Source organism: Pseudanabaena sp. FACHB-1998 (assembly GCF_014696355.1).
In the GTDB taxonomy this organism is placed as follows: Bacteria; Cyanobacteriota; Cyanobacteriia; order Pseudanabaenales; family Pseudanabaenaceae; genus Pseudanabaena.
The window spans coordinates 41,019-65,693 of the sequence record NZ_JACJQA010000011.1; the positions used below are offsets into that span (position 1 = coordinate 41,019).

The 24,675-nt window shown below is 43.9% G+C and carries 21 protein-coding genes; 11 read left to right on the top strand and 10 right to left on the bottom strand.

Going from position 1 to position 24,675, the window contains the following annotated elements:
* Positions 1-64: 64 nt before the first annotated feature.
* Positions 65-511: a cyclic nucleotide-binding domain-containing protein gene (locus H6F42_RS05305; RefSeq protein WP_190398321.1), complete on the bottom strand. Its 447-nt coding sequence runs from the start codon at positions 509-511 to the stop codon at positions 65-67.
* 2 nt (positions 512-513) lie between these two features.
* Positions 514-3,561, bottom strand: coding sequence for an MFS transporter (locus H6F42_RS05310; protein WP_190398322.1), 3,048 nt, complete (start codon positions 3,559-3,561; stop codon positions 514-516).
* A gap of 24 nt (positions 3,562-3,585) precedes the next feature.
* On the opposite strand from H6F42_RS05310, the gene H6F42_RS05315 reads away from it, so the two are divergent.
* Both H6F42_RS05315 and H6F42_RS05320 read left to right on the top strand, forming a co-directional pair.
* Positions 3,586-4,449 (top strand): PD-(D/E)XK nuclease family protein, encoded by an 864-nt coding sequence (locus tag H6F42_RS05315; protein ID WP_190398323.1) that lies wholly within the window; start codon positions 3,586-3,588, stop codon positions 4,447-4,449.
* Positions 4,450-4,603: 154 nt separating this feature from the next.
* Complete coding sequence (locus tag H6F42_RS05320) at positions 4,604-5,578, top strand: alpha-ketoacid dehydrogenase subunit beta (protein WP_190398324.1); 975 nt, start codon at positions 4,604-4,606, stop codon at positions 5,576-5,578.
* Positions 5,579-5,696: 118 nt separating this feature from the next.
* On the opposite strand, the gene H6F42_RS05325 is transcribed toward H6F42_RS05320, so the two are convergent.
* The 3 genes from H6F42_RS05325 to purL form a co-directional block, all read right to left on the bottom strand.
* Entirely contained in the window at positions 5,697-6,491 is a 795-nt protein-coding gene (locus H6F42_RS05325) for a rhodanese-related sulfurtransferase (protein ID WP_190398325.1), read from the bottom strand.
* Positions 6,492-6,521: 30 nt separating this feature from the next.
* Complete coding sequence (locus H6F42_RS05330) at positions 6,522-6,764, bottom strand: hypothetical protein (RefSeq protein ID WP_190398326.1); 243 nt, start codon at positions 6,762-6,764, stop codon at positions 6,522-6,524.
* 158 nt (positions 6,765-6,922) lie between these two features.
* On the bottom strand, positions 6,923-9,235 hold the full coding sequence (purL, locus tag H6F42_RS05335; protein ID WP_190398369.1) for a phosphoribosylformylglycinamidine synthase subunit PurL: 2,313 nt from the start codon (positions 9,233-9,235) through the stop codon (positions 6,923-6,925).
* 109 nt (positions 9,236-9,344) lie between these two features.
* On the opposite strand from purL, the gene H6F42_RS05340 reads away from it, so the two are divergent.
* Complete coding sequence (locus H6F42_RS05340) at positions 9,345-9,923, top strand: Uma2 family endonuclease (RefSeq protein WP_190398327.1); 579 nt, start codon at positions 9,345-9,347, stop codon at positions 9,921-9,923.
* Positions 9,924-9,930: 7 nt separating this feature from the next.
* On the opposite strand, the gene H6F42_RS05345 is transcribed toward H6F42_RS05340, so the two are convergent.
* Both H6F42_RS05345 and lipA read right to left on the bottom strand, forming a co-directional pair.
* Positions 9,931-11,724: a DUF389 domain-containing protein gene (locus H6F42_RS05345; RefSeq protein WP_199288916.1), complete on the bottom strand. Its 1,794-nt coding sequence runs from the start codon at positions 11,722-11,724 to the stop codon at positions 9,931-9,933.
* 4 nt (positions 11,725-11,728) lie between these two features.
* Positions 11,729-12,607: a lipoyl synthase gene (lipA, locus tag H6F42_RS05350; protein ID WP_190398328.1), complete on the bottom strand. Its 879-nt coding sequence runs from the start codon at positions 12,605-12,607 to the stop codon at positions 11,729-11,731.
* A gap of 113 nt (positions 12,608-12,720) precedes the next feature.
* Between lipA and H6F42_RS05355 the strand changes: the two genes are divergently transcribed.
* The 4 genes from H6F42_RS05355 to H6F42_RS05370 all read left to right on the top strand — a co-directional run bounded on the left by H6F42_RS05355 (position 12,721) and on the right by H6F42_RS05370 (position 16,060).
* A complete protein-coding gene (locus tag H6F42_RS05355) occupies positions 12,721-13,746 on the top strand; it encodes a hypothetical protein (protein WP_190398329.1) in 1,026 nt (341 codons plus the stop codon).
* Positions 13,747-13,934: 188 nt separating this feature from the next.
* On the top strand, positions 13,935-14,969 hold the full coding sequence (aroF, locus tag H6F42_RS05360; protein WP_190398330.1) for a 3-deoxy-7-phosphoheptulonate synthase: 1,035 nt from the start codon (positions 13,935-13,937) through the stop codon (positions 14,967-14,969).
* A gap of 48 nt (positions 14,970-15,017) precedes the next feature.
* Positions 15,018-15,440 (top strand): thioesterase family protein, encoded by a 423-nt coding sequence (locus tag H6F42_RS05365; protein ID WP_190398331.1) that lies wholly within the window; start codon positions 15,018-15,020, stop codon positions 15,438-15,440.
* A complete protein-coding gene (locus H6F42_RS05370) occupies positions 15,437-16,060 on the top strand; it encodes a class I SAM-dependent methyltransferase (RefSeq protein ID WP_190398332.1) in 624 nt (207 codons plus the stop codon). The genes H6F42_RS05365 and H6F42_RS05370 overlap by 4 nt, the downstream gene beginning before the upstream one ends.
* Before the next feature lie 21 nt (positions 16,061-16,081).
* On the opposite strand, the gene H6F42_RS05375 is transcribed toward H6F42_RS05370, so the two are convergent.
* Together H6F42_RS05375 and trmB are read right to left on the bottom strand one after the other, a co-directional pair.
* A complete protein-coding gene (locus H6F42_RS05375; RefSeq protein WP_190398333.1) occupies positions 16,082-18,670 on the bottom strand; it encodes a chloride channel protein in 2,589 nt (862 codons plus the stop codon).
* An 8-nt stretch (positions 18,671-18,678) separates the two neighbouring features.
* Positions 18,679-19,416: a tRNA (guanosine(46)-N7)-methyltransferase TrmB gene (gene trmB, locus H6F42_RS05380; protein WP_242018338.1), complete on the bottom strand. Its 738-nt coding sequence runs from the start codon at positions 19,414-19,416 to the stop codon at positions 18,679-18,681.
* 320 nt (positions 19,417-19,736) lie between these two features.
* Here trmB and H6F42_RS05385 point away from each other — a divergent pair, with 320 nt between their 5' ends.
* Together H6F42_RS05385 and H6F42_RS05390 are read left to right on the top strand one after the other, a co-directional pair.
* Positions 19,737-20,759 carry a homoserine kinase gene (locus H6F42_RS05385; protein ID WP_190398334.1) on the top strand — a complete coding sequence of 341 codons (1,023 nt, stop codon included), beginning with the start codon at positions 19,737-19,739 and terminating at the stop codon, positions 20,757-20,759.
* A gap of 165 nt (positions 20,760-20,924) precedes the next feature.
* Entirely contained in the window at positions 20,925-21,899 is a 975-nt protein-coding gene (locus tag H6F42_RS05390; protein WP_190398335.1) for a M48 family metallopeptidase, read from the top strand.
* Between the two features lie 35 nt (positions 21,900-21,934).
* On the opposite strand, the gene H6F42_RS05395 is transcribed toward H6F42_RS05390, so the two are convergent.
* Positions 21,935-22,510: a gamma-glutamylcyclotransferase gene (locus H6F42_RS05395; RefSeq protein WP_190398336.1), complete on the bottom strand. Its 576-nt coding sequence runs from the start codon at positions 22,508-22,510 to the stop codon at positions 21,935-21,937.
* Positions 22,511-22,673: 163 nt separating this feature from the next.
* On the opposite strand from H6F42_RS05395, the gene H6F42_RS05400 reads away from it, so the two are divergent.
* Complete coding sequence (locus tag H6F42_RS05400; protein WP_190398337.1) at positions 22,674-23,942, top strand: chromate transporter; 1,269 nt, start codon at positions 22,674-22,676, stop codon at positions 23,940-23,942.
* A 302-nt stretch (positions 23,943-24,244) separates the two neighbouring features.
* The gene (locus H6F42_RS05405) at positions 24,245-24,664 is read left to right on the top strand and encodes a helix-turn-helix transcriptional regulator (RefSeq protein WP_190398338.1); all 420 of its coding nucleotides are present in this window, start codon (positions 24,245-24,247) and stop codon (positions 24,662-24,664) included.
* The last annotated feature ends 11 nt before the right edge of the window (positions 24,665-24,675 follow it).

The following is a 24,675-nucleotide window of genomic DNA, read 5'->3' on the forward strand; positions in this document are numbered from 1 at the left end:
GAAATTGCTGCAAAGCAGCAATTTCAAAAAAATAGAAGTGCGGCGCTATGCGCCGCACTTCTATTTATGACTGCTTAGAAGCTTGTAGCTCATTGAGTTGCAAATTTTGGCTACGGATGCGCCGTGATAATAAACGAATAATATTTACTGCAATATCGGGAGTCTCATCGATCGCCTCATACAGTTGCTGCTGCGTTAACACCAAGCAATCGCAGTTAGAAATAGCCGTTACAGAAGCTGATCGCGGCTCTGCGTCAAAAAGCGACATTTCCCCGAAACAACTACCTTTATCTAAAATTGCCAAATCCTTGTCCCCCAAATGCACCCGCACCCGACCAGCCACCACAATGTAAAGCGATCGCCCCTCTTGACCTTGGGCAAAGATCATCTTGCCCGATGGGTATGACACCTCATTCATAATTGAAGCGAGGCGTACTAAGAAGTCATCACGGAGTTCCTTAAAAATCGGAACCCCGCGCACTAACAATAACCGATCAATACTGGTTAACATCGCTAAGACTCCCCATACCCAGTTGGCTTGCCAGCCATTCTGGCTCTAATCTCAGTATCTATATCTTTGCTCTCATGGGAATTATCACTTAGATTTAGGGTGTTTTTCCCGTTATTTTGAAAATAATAGGAAATTGCTTTTGCCTGAGCGAGTACCAAAGGATTACGATCTTTTAATAAACGGGGCAGAATTCTTACCAGCGATCGCGGTGAAGAAACTTGCAAATAGGCAATCACCGCTTCTCGGACAAAACCTGTGGGATGCTCTATGCATTTCAACATGGTTTCCGCAGGTAGGCTCCAAAATTGAGTCCTTGCCACATGTAAGCAACAAGTTAAAGTCCAGTCAGATAGACAATAACGGAGTTCTACAAGCTGCTGTAGGCGCTTGAGGGGTGATAAAGGTTGGTAGGGATGAATTGTGGAAAGTACACCTAATTTATCGGAGATCGAGCGATTATCGACTACTGACAAGAGGATCTGCTTAATACTTAAATCAACCGTATTGTCTAGAATTTCCATACCTCGCGCCAGACTACCCTTAGATCCAGACAGAATATTAAAGGCCGCCGCCTGAATTGCGGAAGATGAGTACAGCAATTTCATTAATAGAAAAATTCGCTCTAGGCTATCGATCGCCTCAGTTCGCAAAGAATCTAAAAGTAAACCCGCTTCGACGGTGGAAATTTGATCTTCGGGAACGTCCTCGATCGCCGCCCAAGCCTCAGTCATCACCCCTAGTTCTTGAACGACCATTTTTTCAATGCCGCTACGTCCCATTAACTCTAAAACTGCTTCAATGCCCTGTTCTTGAGGAATACGGATCAGAGTTCTAAGGATTTGTCGCCGATGCTTGCCCCAAGTTTGGGATAAGTTGCTAGCAAGGACAGATATAGAAGTCTGTGTACCAATTTCACCCAAAATGTCCCAAGCTTGGACACGCGCATTATCGGGACTGCGATCGCTATAGGCAAGGTCGATGAGAGAGCTGATCGCATCATCACCAAGGGTGACTAGGGCTTCGTGAGAAGCTTTGCGGGTCGCCTTATAGTGTAGACCCCGAATCACTGAGGGAAAGTATTCACTCGCACGAGTAGCGGCGATCGCCCGCAATAGCGCACAACGCACCTCAATCGAAGGATCTTGCAATAATTGCGGCACATAAAATCGTAAAGACTGCATAAAGGCGGCTTCTGCCAAGGCGCGGCAACCGATCACTCTCTCAGGCTGGGATGAACTCGTGATCATATGGCGCAAAGTATTTGTTGCCTCCGCCACCTGAGACGAAGCGCCTAACCGCATCATCAAAGCTACAGCCGTACCCCGAATGATCGGATTTTGTTCTGGCCCCAAATATTTTCGCAGACTATCAATATCGCGATTTTTATCGTCTGCTAGCAATACATAGCGCAAACATAAAGCCTGTACCTGCGGTGATGCTTGGGGAGATTGCATTACCTCCCGAATGGATGGCAAATATTTCGCTTCAGGATTTGCCAACATTGCTTCAATGCTTTGCGCTTGCAAATCGGGATTCATTTGGGCAAGCAAAGGAGCAAGGGATTCGCCCACCGCCTGTGGCGCAATTTGCGTAAGCAGATCGATGCAAACCGACTGCTCCGTTTGCGTTTCGGCACGAGTCATTGATTCGGAGACGGCTCGGCGTAACTCACGGGTATCTACCGCCATTAAGCTCAGTTGTCCACGCTCGACACTTTGAATCAATAGTTCTAAATAGCCGCGCCGCAGTAGCCAAATGACCGCCACCCAAATTATGGCTACAAGGACAATTACGCCAGCAAACCAATGGGAAAAAATGTCAGAATCAATCCCCCTTTGTTTAAAAATTTCACTCACTACCCAAATCAATACCCCTGCGCCTCCAGTGGCAAGCGGATCGGCGATGCCCCGCACAAAGGATTGCATCTGACTGCGAAACTGATCGGGGACAGCTTGAAATAAAGTAGGTGCTGTTGCCGCCACGATCGTAAATCGAAATAACTCGTCAAAGAACTTCAGAACCACAAACCCTATAAGGAGTCCAAAGGGAGCAAATCCTGCGAGCGTGCCTGTGATGATGATGCCCGCAGGCGGCATAAGTACCGCAAAAAACACCCCGATCCTTTCGATAATGCGACTAGAGCCAAAAAGCTGCAAGGCAAGCTTAAAGACTCCCATAATCCCCCCAAATATTCCTAAGAAGCTACCGATCGCCTCTTCAGTTTTTAGGTGAGTTTCGAGTTGGGTCTGATACTGAAACTCGATCATGAAAAACAAAACTTGAGCCGCTACAAAAAAGCCAAACAATAGCCAAACATAGTTGAGAATATTCCCCTGTAGCGATCGGGTGGAAATATCACTATCCTCGTCATTGTTATAGACCGAGTTGGGAAAGGCTTGTTTATAGCGCGTACTCAAATAAAACAGTACGCAGGAACCCATAAACAGCATAAAGCAGGTGGCTAGGGTCATATTGATCGCCCCACCCCAACTCACCAGAAATGGGTAAGAAAATCCGCCCACAATTTCGGCAACAATAATTCCCGTACTAATTAAGGGGAAAGCACGTTTGATTTCACGGATATTAAATAACTGGTTAGCCGCAATATCATTATTAATATTGCTAAGTACATAAATCCCTTCAACCCAGAGGCGAATCCCAAAAACTGCCGCCATGTATATAAATGATCCCTTTTGCATCAGCCCCATCCAAGCAAAAGGCAATGGTAGGGCTAATAAAAATGAAATGCCTAGCATGACCCAACGCAAAGGAAATAGCTTTTGCAGCCAAGAATAAAAAACACCAAAAGCTGTGACCACAAAAGCCGTGGCGATATATACCCAAGTTAAATTTTCGGCTTTATAGGCTTCCAGAAACAGGGTAGAGCTAGAATACTCAAGCCATACCGCGCCAATTGATGTTGCACCGTAAAATAAAAACATCAACAACGTGCGCTCTGCTTCGTCAGGACGCAGGTTGACGATTTTTAAAAATCGACGCATCGAAGAATTAGGGTTGGGAATGACAGAGGCATTCACTGGTGCATTCATAGGTGCTGGCGATCGTTTGACGATATGGTACTACAAGAACGCAAATCTGCAATGAAAGCTATTTCTTCAATTCCTTCGATATCTCAGGGGCATCTTAATATCTGGGAAAGTTGTCGGCGTAAGTATCAATACACTTTTTTAGAGGAGTTGAGCTTACCAGATGCTGACTTGGAAATCAAAAAAAAGCTGCTTTTGGGCGCAAATTTTCACTTGCTCATGCAACAAAAGGAGTTAGGGCTGGATGTCTCAGCCTTAGCAAATAGTGACGCTAATTTGCAGTCATGGCTAGCCGCTTTTGAAAACCAACCACCAGAGATGATTGTTGGCGATCGCCTATGCGAGCATCGCCGCACTTTAGAAATTTCATTAGAAATGTCGCTGCATCATAAAGAGAATAATGATCGTGGTCAAGAGTATTTTGTCCTAACCGCTATTTACGATTTTTTAATTTTGGGCGATCGCCACGCTCAAGTCCTTGACTGGAAAACCCATCAAAGGGCGATCGCCAAAGAAAAGTTAGAACATAATTGGCAAACTCGACTTTATCTATATCTACTAGCAAAAACGAGTAATTATGCTCCTGAGCAGTTGTCTATGACCTATTGGTTTGCAAATACTGCTGACGCGGTGATCATTTCTTATTCGCAAGCACAACATGAGCAAACCGAAAAAAAGCTTACAGAAATTTTGGCTGATCTTAGCCAATCTCTTCATGAATGGCAGTTGCACGGGTTAGATTATCCCCAACGCTCACCAGATGGCAATATCTGTAGTTCCTGCGAGTTTCGCGATCGCTGCGATCGGGGCAATGTATTAACCAATTTAGCTAACCCTAAACCCCAAAACTCCTCCCTAAATATTGCCGATATACCCGAAATTTCTATTTAGTTGCGAATAGAGCTCTCTCTATTCGCAACTAAAAAAGGCGGCGCTTTTTTACACAAAACTCAAAATGCTTTTGAGTTCAGGTGCAAGATTTACGCTTTGTAAAGTTATAATTGGGCGTTAGCCCCAACAACTATGTAGAAATTAATAGATAAATATGGCAGAGGTTACTTTTTTTAACGCCCTCAGAGAAGCAATTGATGAGGAAATGGAGCGCGATCCAGCCGTTTATGTTTTAGGCGAAGACGTGGGGCATTATGGCGGCTCCTACAAAGTAACCAAAGACCTTTATAAGAAATACGGTGATTTGCGCTTACTTGATACCCCGATCGCCGAAAACAGCTTCACAGGTCTAGCGATCGGCTCAGCGATGACAGGCTTGCGCCCTATTATCGAAGGCATGAATATGGGCTTCCTGCTCCTTGCCTTCAACCAAATTTCTAACAACGCAGGGATGCTGCGCTACACCTCTGGTGGCAACTTCAAAATTCCCGTCGTAATTCGTGGACCAGGTGGCGTAGGACGGAACCTCGGTGCAGAACATTCCCAGCGTCTTGAAACCTATTTCCAAGCAGTACCCGGAATTAAGATGGTGGCTTGCTCTACGCCCTACAACGCCAAGGGCTTGCTAAAATCAGCAATTCGCAACGATAATCCGATTCTTTTCTTTGAGCATGTTTTGCTTTACAACCTCAAAGAAGATATTCCCGATGAAGAGTACTTACTACCCCTCGACAAGGCAGAAATTGTCCGTGAGGGAAGTGATGTAACGATTCTCACCTATTCGAGAATGCGTTATCACGTTCTTAAAGCTGTCGAAACTTTAGTGGATAAGGGCTACGATCCTGAAGTGATTGATTTGATTTCTCTCAAGCCCCTTGATATGGAAACAATCGTAACTTCCCTTCGTAAAACTCATCGCATTGTGATTGTTGAAGAAGGTATGCGTTGCGCCAGTATTGGTTCGGAAATTATTGCTTCGATCAATGACAGTTACTTTGATGAGCTTGATGCGCCAATTGTGCGTCTTGCGGCTTTGGATGTCCCAACTCCTTACAATGGTGGCTTAGAAAATCTCACCATTCCTCAACCTGAAGATGTAATTGCCGCAGTTGAGAAGTTACTGGCATAATTTTTGTAGAGAGGCTTTGCCTCTCTATAAAAATTATGGTTTTAGATCGCTTTTTTTAGCCAACCAATTCAACCCTTAAAGCCTTTAAAAGTAACGCTTAGCATTACTTTTAAAGGCTTTAAATTGAGTTAATACTAACGCGATCGTCAAATACAAAACATTCTCCTTCCCAGACACTCTCTTCCTGTGGCACTTCCTCAATATATTTGAGAATTCCACCCTTAAGGTGATATACCTCACTAAAGCCTTGAGACAACATATAAGCACTAGCCTTTTCGCAACGAATACCCCCAGTGCAGAACATAGCAACCTTTTGATGTTTGTTAGGATCTAGATGTTCTTGCACATAATTTGGGAACTCGCCAAAGGTCTCCAAATTAGGATTTATTGCACCTTTAAAAGTGCCAAATTCTACTTCATAGTTATTGCGAGTATCAATAACGATTACTTCTGGATCAGCAATTAAGCTATTCCAGTCTTTAGGATCGACATAAGTACCAACTCGATATCTAGGATCGATATTGGGAACTCCTAGAGTCACTATTTCCTTTTTAAGGCGTACTTTCATTCGTTGAAAGGGAATACCTTGGCAATAGGATTCTTTATGTTCTAATTGCTGTAGTCGGCGATCGCTGCGTAAATGGCTGAGCAAAGCATCGATCGCTTCGCGACTACCAGCAATTGTCGAATTGATACCTTCTTGAGCCAAGAGGATAGTTCCCTTAAGCTGATGAGCATCACAAAACTCTTTGAGCGGATTTCGCAAAGCTTCGTAATCTGGCAAGTCTGTAAAATGATAAAAAGCTGCAACCACGCAAAGCTCATTTTTTTCAGGATGAGCCGCTTGAGACTTGGCAAGATTGGCTTTAATAATTTGGGCTTGCAGACGATTTATTTGCTTGATTCTACTCATTGATCCAGCTTTTACTCATTTATTTGTGATTTAGTTATTCCAATCATAGCTAAGCCAACCGTTGGCTAGCTTATCGTGGATTAGCTGTCGCACCATGTTGACTTCCTCGACTAATACTTTACCGTCCGCATGAATTGTCCGATCAATTAAATCCAGATCGTACTTAGAAATCTTGCCGTCAGCAGATGCTAAACGAATTACCGATTGTAAATTCTTTAAACTAAGTAATTCCTCGGCAGTCAATTCTTGTCGGTTAGGATGTTCAACTAACATTTACTTAACCTCAAACTCTATTAATCTAGTTTATCTGGTTATTTTGGGGTCTATCTAAATGTCTTAGTTTTGTTACCGAATTTAACGATTTTTGACTTTAAAGGAATCCTAAATATTTTTAGAGAGTGCGTCTCTTCGGGACGCACTCTCTAAAAATATTACAGAATATGACTCATGCGTTTTGGAATAGCCTCATTAAAGTTTTTGGTGATTTGCGATAAAGATAAAGCGATCGCTTGTTCTCCATTCACCACAATCTCCAACTCACTAGCCGCCTCGCTTACCCTGCCAATACACTGCCAAGCATCATCTAGCTGATTATTGAGATATGCTTCCCATGCAGTGCGATCGCTTTCTTTCACAGAAACAACAATCCGACTTGCACCTTCACCAAACAGAAGTTGAGTTAAATGTAAGTCTTCAGAAAGAACAAGTTGAATTTTGGCAGTGAGTTTGCCCGAAATAGATGATTCGGCGATCGCTACGGCTAGCCCACCTTCAGAACAATCATGGGCAGATTGAACTAAGCCTTGGATAACTCCTTGACGACAGGCAAGCTGTACTTTGCGCTCTAACTCAAAATCTACGGGTTGAGGACGACCTGTGACTTCACCGATGACTGATGCGAGATATTCTGAACCTGCGAGACTAGCGCGATCGCTACCTAGCAAATAAATCACATCACCGACATTCTGCCAACCCTGACCGACAACCTTAGTCACATCTTCAACTAAGCCGACCATTCCGATTACAGGTGTGGGATAGATGGGTTGTGAATTGCCTTCCGCATCAATAGTTTCGTTATAGAGGGATACATTACCGCCAGTAACAGGTGTGGACAATTCGCGACAAGCATCAGCAATGCCGCGACAGGCTTCATGTAACTGCCAGTAACCGATCGCATTTTCAGGACTGCCAAAATTCAAGTTGTCAGTAACAGAAATAGGATCGGAACCAACACAGGATAAATTACGGGCAGCTTCAGCAACCGCTAGTTTTGCGCCTTCGTAGGGATCGAGGTAAACATAACGGGCATTGCAATCAACAGTCGCCGCAACCCCCGCAAGGGCATCAATTTGGCATTCAGCCGCGCTCAACTCACCAGCCCCAAACCCTTGACTGCGTAAACGAATTACCGCCGCGTCCGCGCCCCCAGGGAAAAGCACCGTATTATTCTGAACCTGGTGATCATACTGGCGATAGACCCATGCTTTCGAGGCGATCGCGGGTGTATCGAGTAATTTCAATAATGCATCATTAGGGGAAATAGCAGGGAAAGAGGCGATCGCTGTTTTTTCATCCCATGCCCAAGCTTGCTTAGCATATTCAGGAGTATCGGCAAGTTGACGATGATAAATCGGGGTGTTGTCCGCCAAAGCCGTCGCAGGAATCTCCGCCGCAATTTCACCATGCCAGAGAATGCGTACAATTGGTTCTTCTAGAACTTCACCTGCCACCACTGCATGAAGTCCCCAACGCTCAAAAATCTCAATCAGTTCTGTTTCCCTGCCCTTATGCGCCACAAATAACATCCGTTCCTGAGATTCCGAAAGCAGATATTCATAAGCGTTCATTCCTGATTCTCGCGCAGGAATTTTATCTAAATCCAGAGATACACCCACGCCGCCCTTAGCCGCCATTTCGGAAGTAGAACAGGTCAACCCTGCCGCGCCCATATCCTGTGCCGCCACCACAGCACCAGTTTTGAAAGCTTCTAAACAAGCTTCCACTAAAGCTTTCTCTAAAAATGGATCGCCCACCTGTACCGCCGAGCGATTCTGTTCTGACTTACCAGAAATCTCCGTACTAGCAAAACTTGCGCCCTTGATCCCATCGCGCCCCGTAGTCGAACCCACATAAATTACAGGATTGCCCACACCCGCAGCACCTGATTTGACGATTTCTTTAGTTTCCATAATCCCGATCGCCATCGCATTGACTAGCGGATTACGGTTATATGCCTTATCAAAATAGACCTCACCGCCAACCGTAGGAACGCCGATACAATTACCATAGCCAGCGATGCCGTTGACAATGCCGTTAACACGACTACGTACCCAAGGATCGGACAATTCCCCAAATCGCAATGAGTTCAAAATCGCCACGGGACGCGCTCCCATTGTGAAAATATCGCGTAAAATGCCGCCAACGCCTGTCGCTGCGCCCTGATAGGGTTCTACTGCTGAAGGACGGTTATGGCTTTCGATCTTAAAACTAATGGCAATATCATCGGTAATCTTGACTACGCCAGCGTTTTCTCCCGGACCAACCAGAATGCGATCGCCCGTCGTGGGAAATTGCTTGAGCAAGGGACGCGAATTTTTGTAGCAGCAATGCTCAGACCACATCACGCCAAACATCCCCAATTCGGCTTTGTTGGGTTCACGACCAAGGCGATCGCAAATCATTTGATATTCATCGAGGGTCAAGCCCTCAGATTTGATTTCGGCTGGAGAAAATTTGGGTGTGATACTGGCGGTCATGATTAATGTGCGACAAAATTTTGACTAAGGACTATGATCTTATCGCATTGACCCAGCCTAAAATGATTTCATGTTGTCCAAAAGGAGATCAACTTTTATGACATTGCAATTACTTGATCAAAGCGCGATCGCCCAGAAGTTTAAATTCACAACCCAGCAATATCACCTCATGCATGAAGCGGGTGTTTTTAAAGATGGCGATCGCCTTGAGTTAATTAATGGAGAAATTAAAACCATGTCCCCAATTGGCAGAAAACACGTTGCTTGCATCATTCGACTTGACAAACTCATCCAAAAAAAACTTGGCGATCGCGTTATGGTTTCAACGCAGAACTCAATTCGCTTAGAAGATCATTCAGAGCCACAGCCCGATCTTGCTATCTTAAAATTTCGTGATGATTTTTATGAAGGAGGCTTGCCAACGCCAGATGATATTTTGCTAATTATTGAGGTTGCGGATAGTTCAATTGATTATGATCGCGATGTGAAAGCCCCTCTATATGCGATGGCAGGGATTCCTGAAATGTGGTTATTTGATGTCAATAAAAAAGTGATCGAGGGATATTCTCAACCATCACCATTAGGTTATAAACAAATACATCGCTACGATGAAGGTGATGTGTTATCCATACTTGCTTTTTCTGACGTTACTTTTAATTGGAATGAGCTTTTCTAGAATTATCTTATCCTTCTTTCGCCTTCACTGTGATTTTTAATAGAGCTTTACCCTCTGACGGAGAATTAGGAGAACTTAAATCTCCTACATTTAAAGGCTGGGATTTACTTAAGCGCTGTAGAGGAATTTGCCATTTAGACTCTAAATAAGTAGCGATCCCCTGAAAGCGCGATTGCCTTAAATCATTACTTTCAAGATTCCGTAAACTTATTGATATAGATAGATTGACCTGAGGATAGCGCTGGAGTAAGTTGCCAATCTGATCAAGTTTGCTATTTACATCTAGCGGAATCACGGCTTTACTCTCCTCAAAGAGAATCTCAGCGATCGCTGAATTAATATACTCTAAATTTACTTTTGCATCAGCCATACCGATTCTTGTCTGCACATCTCTAATCACTAAAGCTTGGGCATCAGCGCTGATGGGGCGATCGCTTAAATAGGTAATTGCTACTAACATCGACTGGGATTTGCCCGTAGTCACTGCATAGTCAAGTAATTGAGCATTTGGCGGCAAAGTCAAATCCGCGATCGCTGTATTTAAACTTTGTAAGAAATTGGTTTGTAATTCATTTAAACTTCGAGGTTTTACTTCAATAGGTAGAGAAACTTCTTCCTTTTTAGCCAAAATCTCATTGGAGGCAGTAGGAATCTCAGTTAGCACAAATTGAATTTGCTGAGGACTTTTACCTAGCTTTTGAGCTAATTCTTGAACATACTGTTCCTTCTCTTCATTAGAATAAAGCTTGCTAGTAAATACATTTAGGCGCAAAGTCACGAACTGATTTTGTTCTGTAATCGAGATGCGCTCAATCGAAGAGCGAGGCTGATTATCTGGATAATTACTAAACTTAGCTTGCCAAACATTGGTTGCATTGCGCTGCAAAGCATTTTGTTGTTGCTTCTGCGTCACTTCTTCGCCTAGTCTGCCAAAGGCATTACTGAGAGGTACTAAAAGTGCCAAGATGGTCAAGACAGCCACTAGTAACCTTCCTGCCAAACTGCCAATTGGACGCAACCAATTTAAAAAACTATAACGACTTAAAAAATTCTGCACAGCAAGACTTTCGCGATCGCTAGATTCCCAAAGCTTCACCCGTTCGCGAACTTTTTCCGTATCAATATGTAGCGCCAGAAAAACTAACAATGAAGCAAAGGCGATCGCTACTAAGTTAGTCAGAAATAATAAACCACCACCTCTAGCAATTTGTAATCCCTCGCTCCAATTAAGACTGAAGGCAACACCAATACCAAAACCGACTACACATAAAGGCGGCATCAGGGCTACTGCAATTGATACCCCCGGGATGGAAGTAACTACACCTTTTACAGGACGGCAAATGGCGATCGCGCCGATCGCGCCCGAAAATAATGCTACCCCTAAGTCCAATGTATTTGGTTGTATCCTTGCCAAAATCTCGCTAGTTGCTTCCTTAAATGGCAGCGTGAAAATTAGTAGTATTGCGAAACTAATGGCGACAGCACAACTCAACGTGAGATTGGCAATTCCCCTTGCCAACAAAATAAAATCTCCAGCCGCCAAAGCCAAACCAAGAGAAAGAATTGGTCCCATCAAAGGGGAAATTAACATTGCCCCAATAATTACCGCAGGGCTATTTAGCACCAAACCTAATGTCGCAATTCCTGCTGCAAAAATGATTTGCAGCCAGTAGGTTGGATCTCTTAAAGTCGCGGCTTGCGAAATTTCTAGATACACCTCAGTTTTGCGTTGCTCATCCACACCCATTTGAGCGGCAAGGCGATCGCGGGAAACTTGCCAGAGATCAGTATTTTTAGCCATGCAATTATTTCTCAGCCTTTGGATATAACTTCATCAATGCTTGCACTTGTTCTGCATGATAGGAGCTACGGGTTAAAGGAGAAGACACCACTTGCAGAAATCCCATCGCTTCCCCTGCAACACGCCATGCCTCAAACTGTTCTGGTGTGACAAACTCATGCAAAGTCAAATGCTTAGCCGAAGGTTGCAAGTATTGACCAATGGTGATGATATCGCAATCTACAGATCTCAAATCGCGCATTACTTCCAAAACTTCATCATGAGTCTCGCTCATACCCACCATAATTCCTGATTTGGTATAGACCCAAGGCGCAATTTCACGGGCGCGGCGTAATAGTTCTAAACTACGCTGATAGTCTCCCTGTGGACGGACACGACGATAGAGCCTTGGCACGGTTTCCGTATTGTGATTCAGTACATGGGGACGCGCTTCCAGAATTGTTTCTAAAGCTTCCCAATTCGCACAGAGATCGGGAATTAGAAGTTCTATTGTCGTCTGGGGCATCAATTTGCGGATTTCTTCGATGCAGCGCACAAATTGCGAAGCGCCGCCATCAGGCAAGTCATCACGATTAACGGAAGTAATCACGACATGCTTAAGTTTCATCCGTCGCACTGCTTCACCGAGATTAACAGGTTCCATCGGATCGAGAGCTTGCGGCTTCTTTTCAAAATCAATGTCGCAGTAGGGACAAGCACGGGTGCAAGCGGGCCCCATAATCAAAAATGTGGCAGTACCTTGGTTGAAGCATTCGCCAATATTGGGGCAAGATGCTTCTTCGCATACAGTATTCAGCCCCAAGTCGCGCAGGACTTCTGTAACATTGCCAATGCGCTCCCATTGAGGGGCTTTTACTCGCAACCAATCTGGTTTGACTGCCATATTTGTAACTACCTAGATCTAGCTTTTGCTATTTGTTTCAATTTTTGTAACGTTTTATATTCTAACATTACTAGATATAGCGTTGAGCAATTCGCAACTGAGGAGAATCGCATATGAAGCTAAGAATATCGACACTTTGCTTTATTTCAGCTTTTGCTACTTTCTTTACCGCGATCGCCTTTGCCGAAAATACCAATCTGATCTCATCTCCAAAACACGCACAAAATCGTAGTGAGTTCTCAGGACTATTCGAGAATAAGTATGGATTTGCTTATTACTGGGAGATAGCAACTGGTATATACAAGTCAGATGGTTTGGGAACAAACCTACCTAAAGGGCTAATTGCTAAAGATCTTGCTCGGCTGCTTGCTCCTAATGAAGATTTAAGCCTTGCAATATTAGTTGGAGCTAAAGCCTTTCCTTATCGTTTGAATAGCTATGTTACCATTGTGTGCTTTGCTAAAAATGAATATGAGTACAGGTCGGAAATGACATCTTCCGATAAATCATGTGATAAGAAATCTTACCGTCGGGATGATGTTGTTTACTTAGGATTAGTAGAATATGACTCCATAGACTCCAAACCTAAATTAATAGCTAATCCATTAAAAATCGAGACAGGTTGGCATTTTATAAGCCAAAGACAATTTAGAAAGAGCAATGCCAAATTCAGGTTCTTAGACCCTACAAATAACGCTCTCCTACCATATGGCAAGTTTAGAGAATTTGACTTTGCTCCGTTTCAAATAAGCAATACTCAGACAGCCTTTGGATTGAGAGTTGGAATGTTTCAAGGTTATTCTGGTGGCGGCGGCTATTATGAAGTTCTTGCTCTTTTTCTGGTTGACAATGGTCAAATCGTTAACATTCTTGCTGAGCCAATATATTTTTGGGAAGATCAGGCAGGAGATTGGAATAAAGATGGAACTCGTCAGCATTACCTTTACGAAGGAGAGAATATACTTGTTGTTCTACCTAGTCAGACAGATGGGTATTACGATCTGCAATTAAAAGCACTGGATAACGAATGGGAGAGAACTTTTTTGTGGGATGCCTCTCTAAAGCGTTACTTGCCAAGCGATCGCACTGCAACACTCAATCGAGTTCTAGCCGAAACCTTAAATTTGAGAGTAGACTGAACTACTTTTAGAAGTAACACTAATCAGTAAACAAACCCAGTAAGAATTTTTAGCGTATAAAGTGGCTATGTTATTTTGTACTTTTACATTACTTACTTCTTAAGATAGAAACATTGAAAATCTAGTTTCTGTTAAAGCTTACTGTATAGAATAAAGGCAGGTAATATATTACATAAAGGAGCCTAGCTGTGATCGTAGTAACCAAGATTGGTACACCCGCAGAGGAAGTTGAGCGGATCTGCGACGAACTCTCTAGTTGGGGATTATCACCTGAAAAAATTGTTGGCAAGCATAAAGTTGTTTTAGGATTAGTGGGCGAAACCGCCGATCTCGATCGCCATCGTATCGAAGAATTAAGCCCTTGGATAGAGACAGTCTTGCGAGTAGAACGTCCCTTCAAACGCGCTAGTCGAGAATATCGCCAAAATGAATCAAGTGTGGTGATTGTACCTACACCCAATGGTGATGTAGCGATCGGTGAGAATTGTCCTCTAGTCGTTGTCGCGGGTCCCTGCTCTGTGGAGAACGAAGAAATGATTGTGGAAACAGCAGTTCGAGTCAAGGCTTCGGGCGCACAATTTCTTAGAGGCGGAGCCTACAAACCACGTACTTCTCCCTATGCTTTTCAGGGACATGGCGAGAGCGCTCTCTCCTTACTCGCCGCCGCAAGGGAAGCTAGCGGCTTGGGAATTATCACGGAAGTAATGGATACTGGTGATATCGAGAAGATTGCGGAAGTTGCGGATGTACTGCAAATTGGCGCAAGAAATATGCAGAACTTCTCTCTATTGAAACAGATAGGGAAACAGAATAAACCGATTTTGCTCAAGCGTGGGTTAGCGGCAACCATTGACGATTGGCTAATGGCCGCCGAATATATTCTTGCAGAAGGAAATCCCAATGTAATTCTTTGTGAACGCGGTATTCGCACCTTTGATCGCGAATATACGCGCAATACCTTGGATTTAGCAGCCATCCCTGTACTCCGCAAGCTCACCCATCTGCCCATCATGATTGATCCCAGTCATGGGACAGGCTGGTCAGATTATGTGCCGTCCATGAGTCTTGCATCGATCGCGGCGGGGGTAGATTCCTTAATGATCGAAGTGCATCCTAATCCCAAAAAAGCTCTCTCCGATGGACCCCAATCCCTCACCTTTGATGCTTTTGATAAGTTAATGATGCAGGTCAATCGCATGGCTCAAGTAATGGGTCGAGCCTAGGTGAGAGAGGCTCTTTGTGCCTCTTTTGGCTGATTAGCTGATTAACCGATGAATCAATCTTTTGTTTACTATCGAACGATTAACTTCCGTGACACTGATGCGGCGGGAGTAGTGTACTTTGCGAATGCGCTATCCTTTTGCCATGAAGCCTATGAAGCTTCCCTCGCCGCCTCAGGAATTAATCTCAAATCTTTTTTTCGTGGAGAAGCGATCGCTGTGCCGATTACTCAGGCAAGTATTGACTTTTTAAAGCCAATGTTTTGTGGCGATCGCCTCGCGATTTTCTTAGCGAAAACCTTACTAAGTCCCGAATCTTTTCAGATTGAATATCAATTATTTTTTGAGGGAGAAGATATCCAGAAAAAGGCGATCGCTATGGCTTTAACTAAACATACCTGTATTGACACCAGCACCAGAAAACGGTGCAAGCTTTCTGATCAACTTTTGCAATGGATTGAATTTACACAATGACGACGATTTTACGGGACTGGAGTTATCAATATCAGTGGTTTTATGACACCGTATCGGCACTCGCTGCCCTGAGTGTGGGTGGTGAGAACCGATTTCGGAAATTGTTTTTAAAAGATTTGCAAATTAATCCTGATGCAAAAGTTCTTGATCTCTGTTGTGGTGCGGGTCAAGCAACACAGGAACTAGTTCAGCATTTCTCGGAGGTTACAGGGCTAGATGCTTCACCGATCGCCATAAAACGCGCCCAGCAAAGAGTGCCGCAAGCTAAATATGTGGAAGCCTTTGCTGAAAAAATGCCCTTTAGCGATCGCAGTTTCGATTTAGTCATTACAAGTACTGCCATGCATGAAATGGAACCTGAACAATTGCAACAAATCATTCAAGAAGTCTATCGAGTCTTAAGTCAAAACGGACAATTTATCATCATCGATTTTCATAGCCCTACTAATCCTCTGTTTTGGCTGCCGATCGCCACGTTCCTTTGGCTATTTGAAACGGAGACAGCATGGCAATTACTCAAAACGGATCTGCATCAGCTTTTACATCAAACAGGCTTTAAGGTGGAGGCTTGCCAACTCTATGCGGGAGGAAGTTTGCAAGTATTGCGATCGCGCAAATAAGTGATTTACCCAAACCATAGCCTAATTGGTCGCTCTCCTAACGATGACAATTGTTTGATCGCTATGGCGGGCGATCGCTTCGGGAATATTGCCATGCACTAATTGCTGCAAAAAACTTTCATGGCTAGCACCGAGCATAATTACATCGCTTCTTTCTTGCTCTGCCAAATCCACGATGGCATCAGCTACTGATTTTGAGCAAATGGAAATTTGGCGAACCGTAAAACGGAGCGATTGATATAAATTATGGGCGCATTCTTCTAATTGACGCGGATCATAATCTTCATCATTAGGTGCGAATACTTGACAGAGACAGATCTCTGGATAGGGAGCAAGGGATAGGAGATCGGGCAGGAGCATCAAAGTACTCGCCGTATTTGCACCGCCTGAAATGGGAATGAGCCAACGATTGAAGGAAATATTTGGCTTTTTAAATTCTTGAGAAAAAGGATTGGATCGATGTAAGCGATCGCTGAACTTGACTAGCATTAGATCACAGGTAGCCTGCTTCACGACTTGATTAACAATATTCTCAAATATGCGCTCCGTTGAAGCCTGAGTCCCATGCCAGCCAATCATTAATAAATCTGTAGGGCGATCGCTGACAACTTCTAAAATTGTCTGCCCGATATCATGGGATATTCTGACTTGAGTATGTAATGATACTTGTCTATTTGCCGCCGCCGTGCTTGCCTTTTGAAATAGCTCTAGACTCGGATTTAGATCAACTTTTGTCTCCGAGGGGGATAGATGATTAGGAATACAAATCACATGAAGACATTCTAATTCATAGTTTCTTTCTGCGGCGATCGCTAAGCCCATTTCTATTAAATAGGAAGCGGTTTGCGGATTACCTAAAGGCAAAATAATTCTACCTCTACCTGTTGCCGTGCCACGCGTTTGATAGACCAGATAAGATGGCTTTTTGGGTTGGGAACTGACTCCGCGCAAGCGTTTTGCCTGAGCGCGTAAAATATCGCTACGGGTGATAATGCCCACCAGTTTATAGCGATCGATTACAGGCAATCGTGAAAGTTTGTAATAGGAAAGCAAATAGAGGACTTGAGAGAGACTTTCTTCAGGGCTAACGGTGATGGGCTTGTAAGTCATGATTTGATCAATGGATAGATCACCCGCAAGCTGGCGATCTTCAGCTTTTGCTAAATCCATTTGAGTAATAATCCCGACGAGATTTCCTTTGGATACCACGGGAAATCCACGATGGCGCGATCGCGCAAAAAATTCAATTGCGTCGTTAATTTGCATCTGTTCGGGCAGAGTTTCCACTTGACGCTGCATCACATCCCTTGCTCTCAAGCCATCCCATAAGCCTTCTGTAACGACCTCAGGTTGCAGATAAATTCCCTTTAGTTCCAATAAATGCGTATATAAAGAACCGGGGGCATATTTATCGGCACAGAGATAGGCGATTACGCTCGTAATCATCAGTGGCAAAATGATATTGAAATCCATCGTGGTTTCAAAAACAATCACAAAGGCAGTGATCGGAACCTTAGCAACTGCACCAAAAAACGCGCCCATTCCTGCTAGTGCGTAAGTTGTTAAATGTTCATAGCCCAAGAGAAAATGCTCTAAGTTTCCCACTAAAGATCCTAACGCTGCTCCTAAAATCAGACTCGGCACAAATAATCCCCCCGGAGTCTCGGCACTACAGGCAATCAGCGTCAACAGGAAGCGCACCACAAAAGTACCCAAATTCACCAGCCAATCGGACTGCCCCATTGCTAAAAATACTTGTAAGCCAGTGCTGTCGCGGAAGTCGCTCGGCAAGACGGAGATTGCCATACCTGACAAACAACCTGCGATCGCAATCCGTCCTGATAGCCCCATTTTAAAAAAGCGGCGACTCCATTGGGTGACACTTAAAATTCCATGATTAAAAAGCGCCGCACAACAGCCCACTAGCAAACCAAGTAACATCAAAAAAGGAATCTCTTGGGCAAAAAACTGAGCTTGAGGTAGTGATTGATTAAGTCCTTGTCCTGTAAAGATTTGCGATACTACTCCACCAATAAAAGATGCGAGAATTGCGGTTCCTAAAGTTAAGCTGGATACGTCATGGAGTAGTTCTTCGATTACAAATAGCACCCCTGCGATCGGAGCGTTAAAACCTGCGGCTAGCCCTGCGGCGGCTCCTGCGGCAATCAGTTGGCGTTGATATTCGGGAGAGTTGGGAATCCATTGGCTAACTTGCCCTGCGATCGCAGCACCAATTTGGACGGTGGGTCCTTGCCGACCAAGGGCAAGCCCAGAGCCAAGCGCCAAGATCGTACTCGCGATTTTGACGATCGCCACTCGCAAATTTAAGGCGATCGGCACATAACCAAGGGCAGCTTTAACTTGAGGAATGCCACTGCCTGCCGCCTCTGTGGCAAATTTTTCCACCAAAAAACCCGATAGAAAGCCTCCAGTTAAGCCAATGGCAGGCAAAGCAATCCACGCAGGAATTTCGTGGGAAATGTGAACGCGCCACCCACCCAGCCAACCAATGCCATATTTAAGCAAAACAGCCGTTAATCCAGATAGTAAGCCGATTAAACAAGCTTCTAAAATGGCTAGGCGTTTAGGGTTTAACCATTTGTACAGCAAATTAGTATTTACCTACGTTTGAAATAAGCGCGATAAACTGGCAAACCTTGAGAGATAACGGAACTTTCGCGTTCGGTGGGGATATGCTCAGGAAAAATCTGATCATCGGCAAAGTTGTCACTCCCCGCGAGATTGAGAAAATTCTCATTAGCATCAAAATGTTGGCGCATATCTAGAGCCACATCATAGACATCAGACTGCAAAAACACATCGGCATTGGGAACTAATAGTTCCGCTAAAGTTGCCACTAATTCAGGTTGAACGGCTCTACGCTTTTGTTGGCGACGCTTAAACCAAGGATCGGGAAATTGAATCGTAACTTCATGTAATGAGCCTTTAGTTAATAGTCCTGCTAGCGACACATTAGCATTGCAAAAAATATAATGTAGATTTTTTAAGCCCAGTTCGTCGCGCACTTCATTACAGCGATCGACTAGTGGCTCCCGAATTTCTAAGCCTAAAAAGTTCCAATCAGACTTGATTTGCGCCATTTGTAAAATGTAGCGCCCCCGTGCGGAGCCTATATCTAAGCTAAGGGGTTTTGTCCAGTCCCCATAAATTTCTGTCCAGATTGGTGGGGCGATCGCCACGCTATATTTTTTGGCAAGGGGATTGACATGTTCGCGCACTCGCGCCCGTCGTGAGACATTTTCATTGCAGACATTGACAATGACTTGGGGGGGATTGGGGCGATCGCCTAAAGCTTCGCCTGAGTTAGGGGTTGGGGTTAAAGAATTCTTTTGCATAGTCTTTAGAATAACCAAAAACAAAGAATCAAAAGATATTTTTGTCGAGCGCTTCGCTCTTACATCTAAGCCAAGATATTTGGGAAAGGGTTGCAAAGCAAACCTTTCCCAAATATCTTGGCTTGCTTGGTAGGGTTTTGGAGTTTTCGTTTTGCCTATAGCAAAATAAAACCCACAATATTCGACAAAAATATCTTTTGGTTTTTGATAAACACTTTCAATTTTAAGTCTGCGATATATCTAAAGAACTGACTAACAACAGATTTTAAAAATCTGTTGTTAAGCATCTAAAAGCATCATCCATCCAGCCATTAATCGCCATGCCTGTCGCAGACTGGTCTCTCAAGCATTTGTCTACCATGCCTGACCATCTCTTTCCGATCACCTACTCAACCCTAGCTCCGGAGGCTTTGGTTGATCGCGTATTATCGTGTTTTGCGGTGGGCGAGGTGACTAGTTGTGTCTTTTGGATGCGAGGGTTAAGTGATATCTATTTGGTAAGCACTCGCGATAGTCGATATGTGTTGCGCGTGTCCCACGCCCATTGGCGCTCTAAGGCAGAAATCGAGTTTGAGCTACAACTTCTAGAATTTTTACATCGTCACCATATCCCCGTGGCTTATCCGCTTTCGACCTATGATGGCAAGCTGGCGATCGAGATTAAGGCGTTAGAAGGCGATCGCTATGCTTCTTTGTTTACCCATGCCGCAGGTCAGGTTGCCGTTGGCGATTTAAACAAAGTTCAAGCCCAAAAATTAGGGGAAACCGTCGCAAAATTACATAAAACCTCTCAAAACTTTCAATGTCATGCAGCGCGTCCCCATTTGACCATTAATTACCTCTTAGATGACTCCCTGCGGGATCTATCGCCATTTTTTAACAATGGGGCGCGAGACTATATGCAAGAAGCGATCGCCCACATCAAAGAGCAAATCCATGATCTCCCGCAGGAATTACCTCTATGGAGCGTCTGCTGGGGTGATCCGCATAGTGGCAACGTCCATTTCACCGACAATAACGATATTACGTTGTTTGATTTTGATCAATGTGGTTATGGATGGCGATCGTTTGATATCGCGAAGTTTTTGCAAGTCACTTTGCAAGCTGGAATTAGCCCCAGCGTTCGCAAGGCTTTCTTGCATGGCTACCAGTCCACCCAACCCCTCGAAGAGATCGAATTAAAATGTATGCAGCCCCTGATGCAGGCGGCGCAGATCTGGTCATGGGCGATTAGTGTCAAGTCCGCGATCGTGCATAATCACAGCAAGCTCGATCACAGCTACTTCCATCAAAGGCTCGAGCATTTCAAGATGTTGCGATCGCCTGATTGGAAACCTTTTTAAGAATTTATTTGTTTAAACCTCATCCGTTATTTATCAAGATATCTTACTTGAGGGCAAAGCTGATGGGATAGCCGAAGGCGAGGCTAAAAGTAGGTATAGCTAAAGCTCTGTAACTTTGGGATAAAATGGGGAAGATCATGTGTATCTCAGTAGATATCAAAACCTATGCCACGTTATACAGGCATTTCTAGCGAAGCCTTTCGCCATCCCCTTGATCGCCAAGCCGAACAAGCCCTCCGCAGCGTCCCCGGATTTGACCTCGTGGCAGGGAAATTTGTCGAGTTTATGTACGAGCGTCCGCAGACGATTTACCACATTGGCAATAGTATTCAGGTAAGTCATCGACAATACGCCACCATCCATCGCATTTTTCGAGAATGTATCGCTGACCTTGATATTCAGCCTGAGCCAGTTCTATTTGTCTCCCAAAATCCTGTAGCTAATAGCTACGCTCTCGGCAAAGATCACCCCTACATTGTGATTAATTCAGGACTGCTAGATCTGCTCACCGAGGAAGAAATTCGGGCAGTACTTGCCCATGAGCTTGGTCATATTAAATGCGGTCATACTACCCTGATCCAAATGGCGATGTGGGTGATGAGCATCGTTTCACAATTGAGCGAAATGACCTTTGGTTTAGGTGGTTTGGTGAGCAGTGGCTTAATTTATGCCTTTTTTGAATGGCGACGTAAGGCCGAATTGTCGAGCGATCGCGCCGCCTTATTAGTCACCGATGAACTGGATACAGTTCTCTCCACGATGATGAAGCTATCGGGCGGGAGTTCTGCTTTTGCCCATGAACTGAGCTTGCCCGAATTTATTCGTCAATCGGAAGCTTATCAAGAACTGGATAAAGATAATCTCAATCAAATTTATAAGTTCATGCTCTACAACGGGTTTGGTGCTGGCTCCATGCTCAGTCATCCGTTCCCCGTTGAGCGAGTTCATTATATCCGTGACTGGGCGGAATCAGAGGATTATCGCATTATCAAGACTGGTAAATACAAGAAAGGTGATACCACTGGGGCTGTAGATGTTGCTAGTCCTAGTGAAGAGAAGAAAACAGAAACTGAAGCAGAACGCCTCAAGCGTCAAATTGACGACCTTCAAGCCGAAATCAATCGCATTAAACGTTCTTAACAGAAAGGCGGCGCGAAGCGCCGCCTTTCTGTTTCTTAGCCACATTCTTGATAGTTGTAGGACTGCAACTTGTAAATGTGATAGAACAACTGCCAAAAATACTTTTCGGTTAAGCCGCAAGTCGAAGCGCCCCGAAGCACCACATTGGAATACCAATCATTGGGGGCAAGTTCGCGAGATAGCTTATTGACAACGCTGTAAGTTCTTACATTTGGATAAACTATATTTTTAACCGTAACGTTGATCAGTTCGTGCTGATAGCCGCCTCTAGAGACATCTTCGCGGATATCTAGGCGATCGCTTAAGCGCATGGGCAGACAATACAAAACCCCTTCTACATAGGAATTAGGATCTTTGACAATATCTAGGCAACCGCAACCCCGATGGGGCGATCGGTAATAAAAACCAAGCTTATATCCACTTAAACGCGCCACACCGACAACATAGTGATGAGCCGTTTCACCAAGCGATCGCTTCAAATCAACAGGACACATACAGGAACCATAGGCGAAGTAATAAAACATCGGCTCAGCTTGGGGACAAAGTTCGGCAGGAGAACCTTCCAAGGGCGACAATGGCTGTATTTTTTGTGATTTGAGCGAATCTACCATATTTTTTCTTTGGCAAAAACTGTTTAGTATTCTGAGATACATGCAGAAAGTATAAAGCTTTGTGTATGCTCATCAGAACTAAGGATTATCAAAATTTTGGGAATAAAGAAAGTTCCCTAGGTATTTATGGCATCAAGTATGTCCTATCCAATTTCAAAAAAATATGTCCGAATATACAAAAAAAGATTCCGAGTCAAAATCTCCCTCAGAATCTGAGCAGTCTTCTGAAGTGGCTTCTGACCTCACTAAAAATGTTAATATTAAGCATAGACTTTGGGAACTAGTAACTGTATTTACCAAACTGGGCGCAATCGCCTTTGGGGGGCCCGCCGCTCATGTGGCTGCCATTGATTTAGAAGTTGTCCAGCGTCGGCAATGGCTAAATCGCGAGAAATTATTGGATTTGTTGAGTATCACTAACTTAATTCCCGGACCAAATTCCACTGAATTAGTAATTCACATCGGACTGGAACGCGCTGGTTGGTTGGGAGCCGTGGTCGCTGGTGTTTGCTTTATTTTGCCAGCGATGCTGGTGGTTTGGGGATTGGCGATCGCCTATGTGGAATATCAAACATTGCCGACCTTGGGTTGGCTCCTCTATGGCATCAAGCCCGTAATTATTGCAATTATCAGCCAAGCTTTGTGGAAACTAGGCAAAGCCGCTTTTAAGGATGTAGTTACTTGGATCGCAGGAATTTTAGTCCTATCGCTATATTTTTTTAAAGTTAATGAAATACTGCTCATGCTAGGGGCTGGGCTAGTAATCAGCCTAATTCGTAATTTAAAAAGTCTTTTAAAAAATCTTAAATCCCCTAAAAACTTTTCTTTTTTTCTTGTTCCCTTTTCCTTCTTTCCGCCATCGACTTTAAGCGCGATCGCCACAGAGCCGATTCCCAAAACTTGGATCGCGGTTTTTCTGAGCTTTTTAAAAATTGGCGCAGTTCTCTATGGCAGTGGCTATGTGCTTTTAGCCTTTGTGCAGCAAGAATTTGTGGAACGCACCCATTGGCTAACCTCACAGCAGTTATTAGATGCGGTGGCGATCGGGCAGTTTACCCCAGGGCCCATTTTGACCACTGCCACATTTATCGGTTACATCTTGGCAGGTAATCTAGGAGCGATCGCCGCCACAATTGGCATCTTTTTACCAGCCTTTATTCTGGTTTTAGCAATTAATCCCTTTGTAAAAAATCTACGCAAATCTTCATGGATTTCAGGCTTTTTAGATGGGGTAAATACTGCTTCGATTAGCTTGATGGCAGCAGTTACATGGGAGTTAGGCAAAGGAACTTTAATCGATATTTGGACAATTATTTTAGCGATCGCTAGTTTAACGATTCTGCTCAAATTTCCCAAATTTAATTCAGCTTGGTTAGTAATTGCTGGTGCAGCGATCGGTTGTCTAGTCAAAAAATTCGTGAGCATTACTTAATTTCTAAGAATGCTACTGCCTCCTCACTCAAGAATTAGTAGTGCGGCGCAAAGCGCTGCACCACTAATTCTTGGGTTTTAATGTCTATTTTTATACTGAGAAGGGAGTAATAGGATAAAATCTAGCAATAATGCTGAATTAGCTAACTTTTACTAGCTCAATAGCACTGAATTCTTACAGCAATTTGCTCTCAAAACCCCACTAAGAGATTTAATAAAAATGTTGCTTTGCAACATTTTTATTAAATCTCTTAGTGGCTCGTTTGATGAAAAATTGTTGGACAAAACTGTTGATATGAAAAGATGCCCCCAAGGTTACAGCTCAAAACTGAAGATTGCTCACCGCTAGGTTTATTCGTTCTTCAATATTTAGAAGAACAGGATATTAGTATGAATCATCTTGCCGAATTGGCAGGAGTCCCACAACCAAGACTGCGGGGAGCGTGCTTTAAGGGAACTTGTCCAACGCCTGAAACCCTAAGAAAGCTTGCCAAGATCATGGGTAAGCATCATCTCGAACTCTACACATTGGCATATCAAGGTCGAATTGAGCAGGTTCCAGAAGATGTTGATGATAACTTACTTGATATTTTAATCAGGCAAATGCTAGAAACCGCTAGGGAATTAAATTTAGCAATGCCCAAAACACAACCATCCAAAGCCAAAATCCGTAAAGCTCTAATCGAATTGGGGTTTAGGGAAAAGAGAGAAGAAATTTTATGAAAATTAAAATT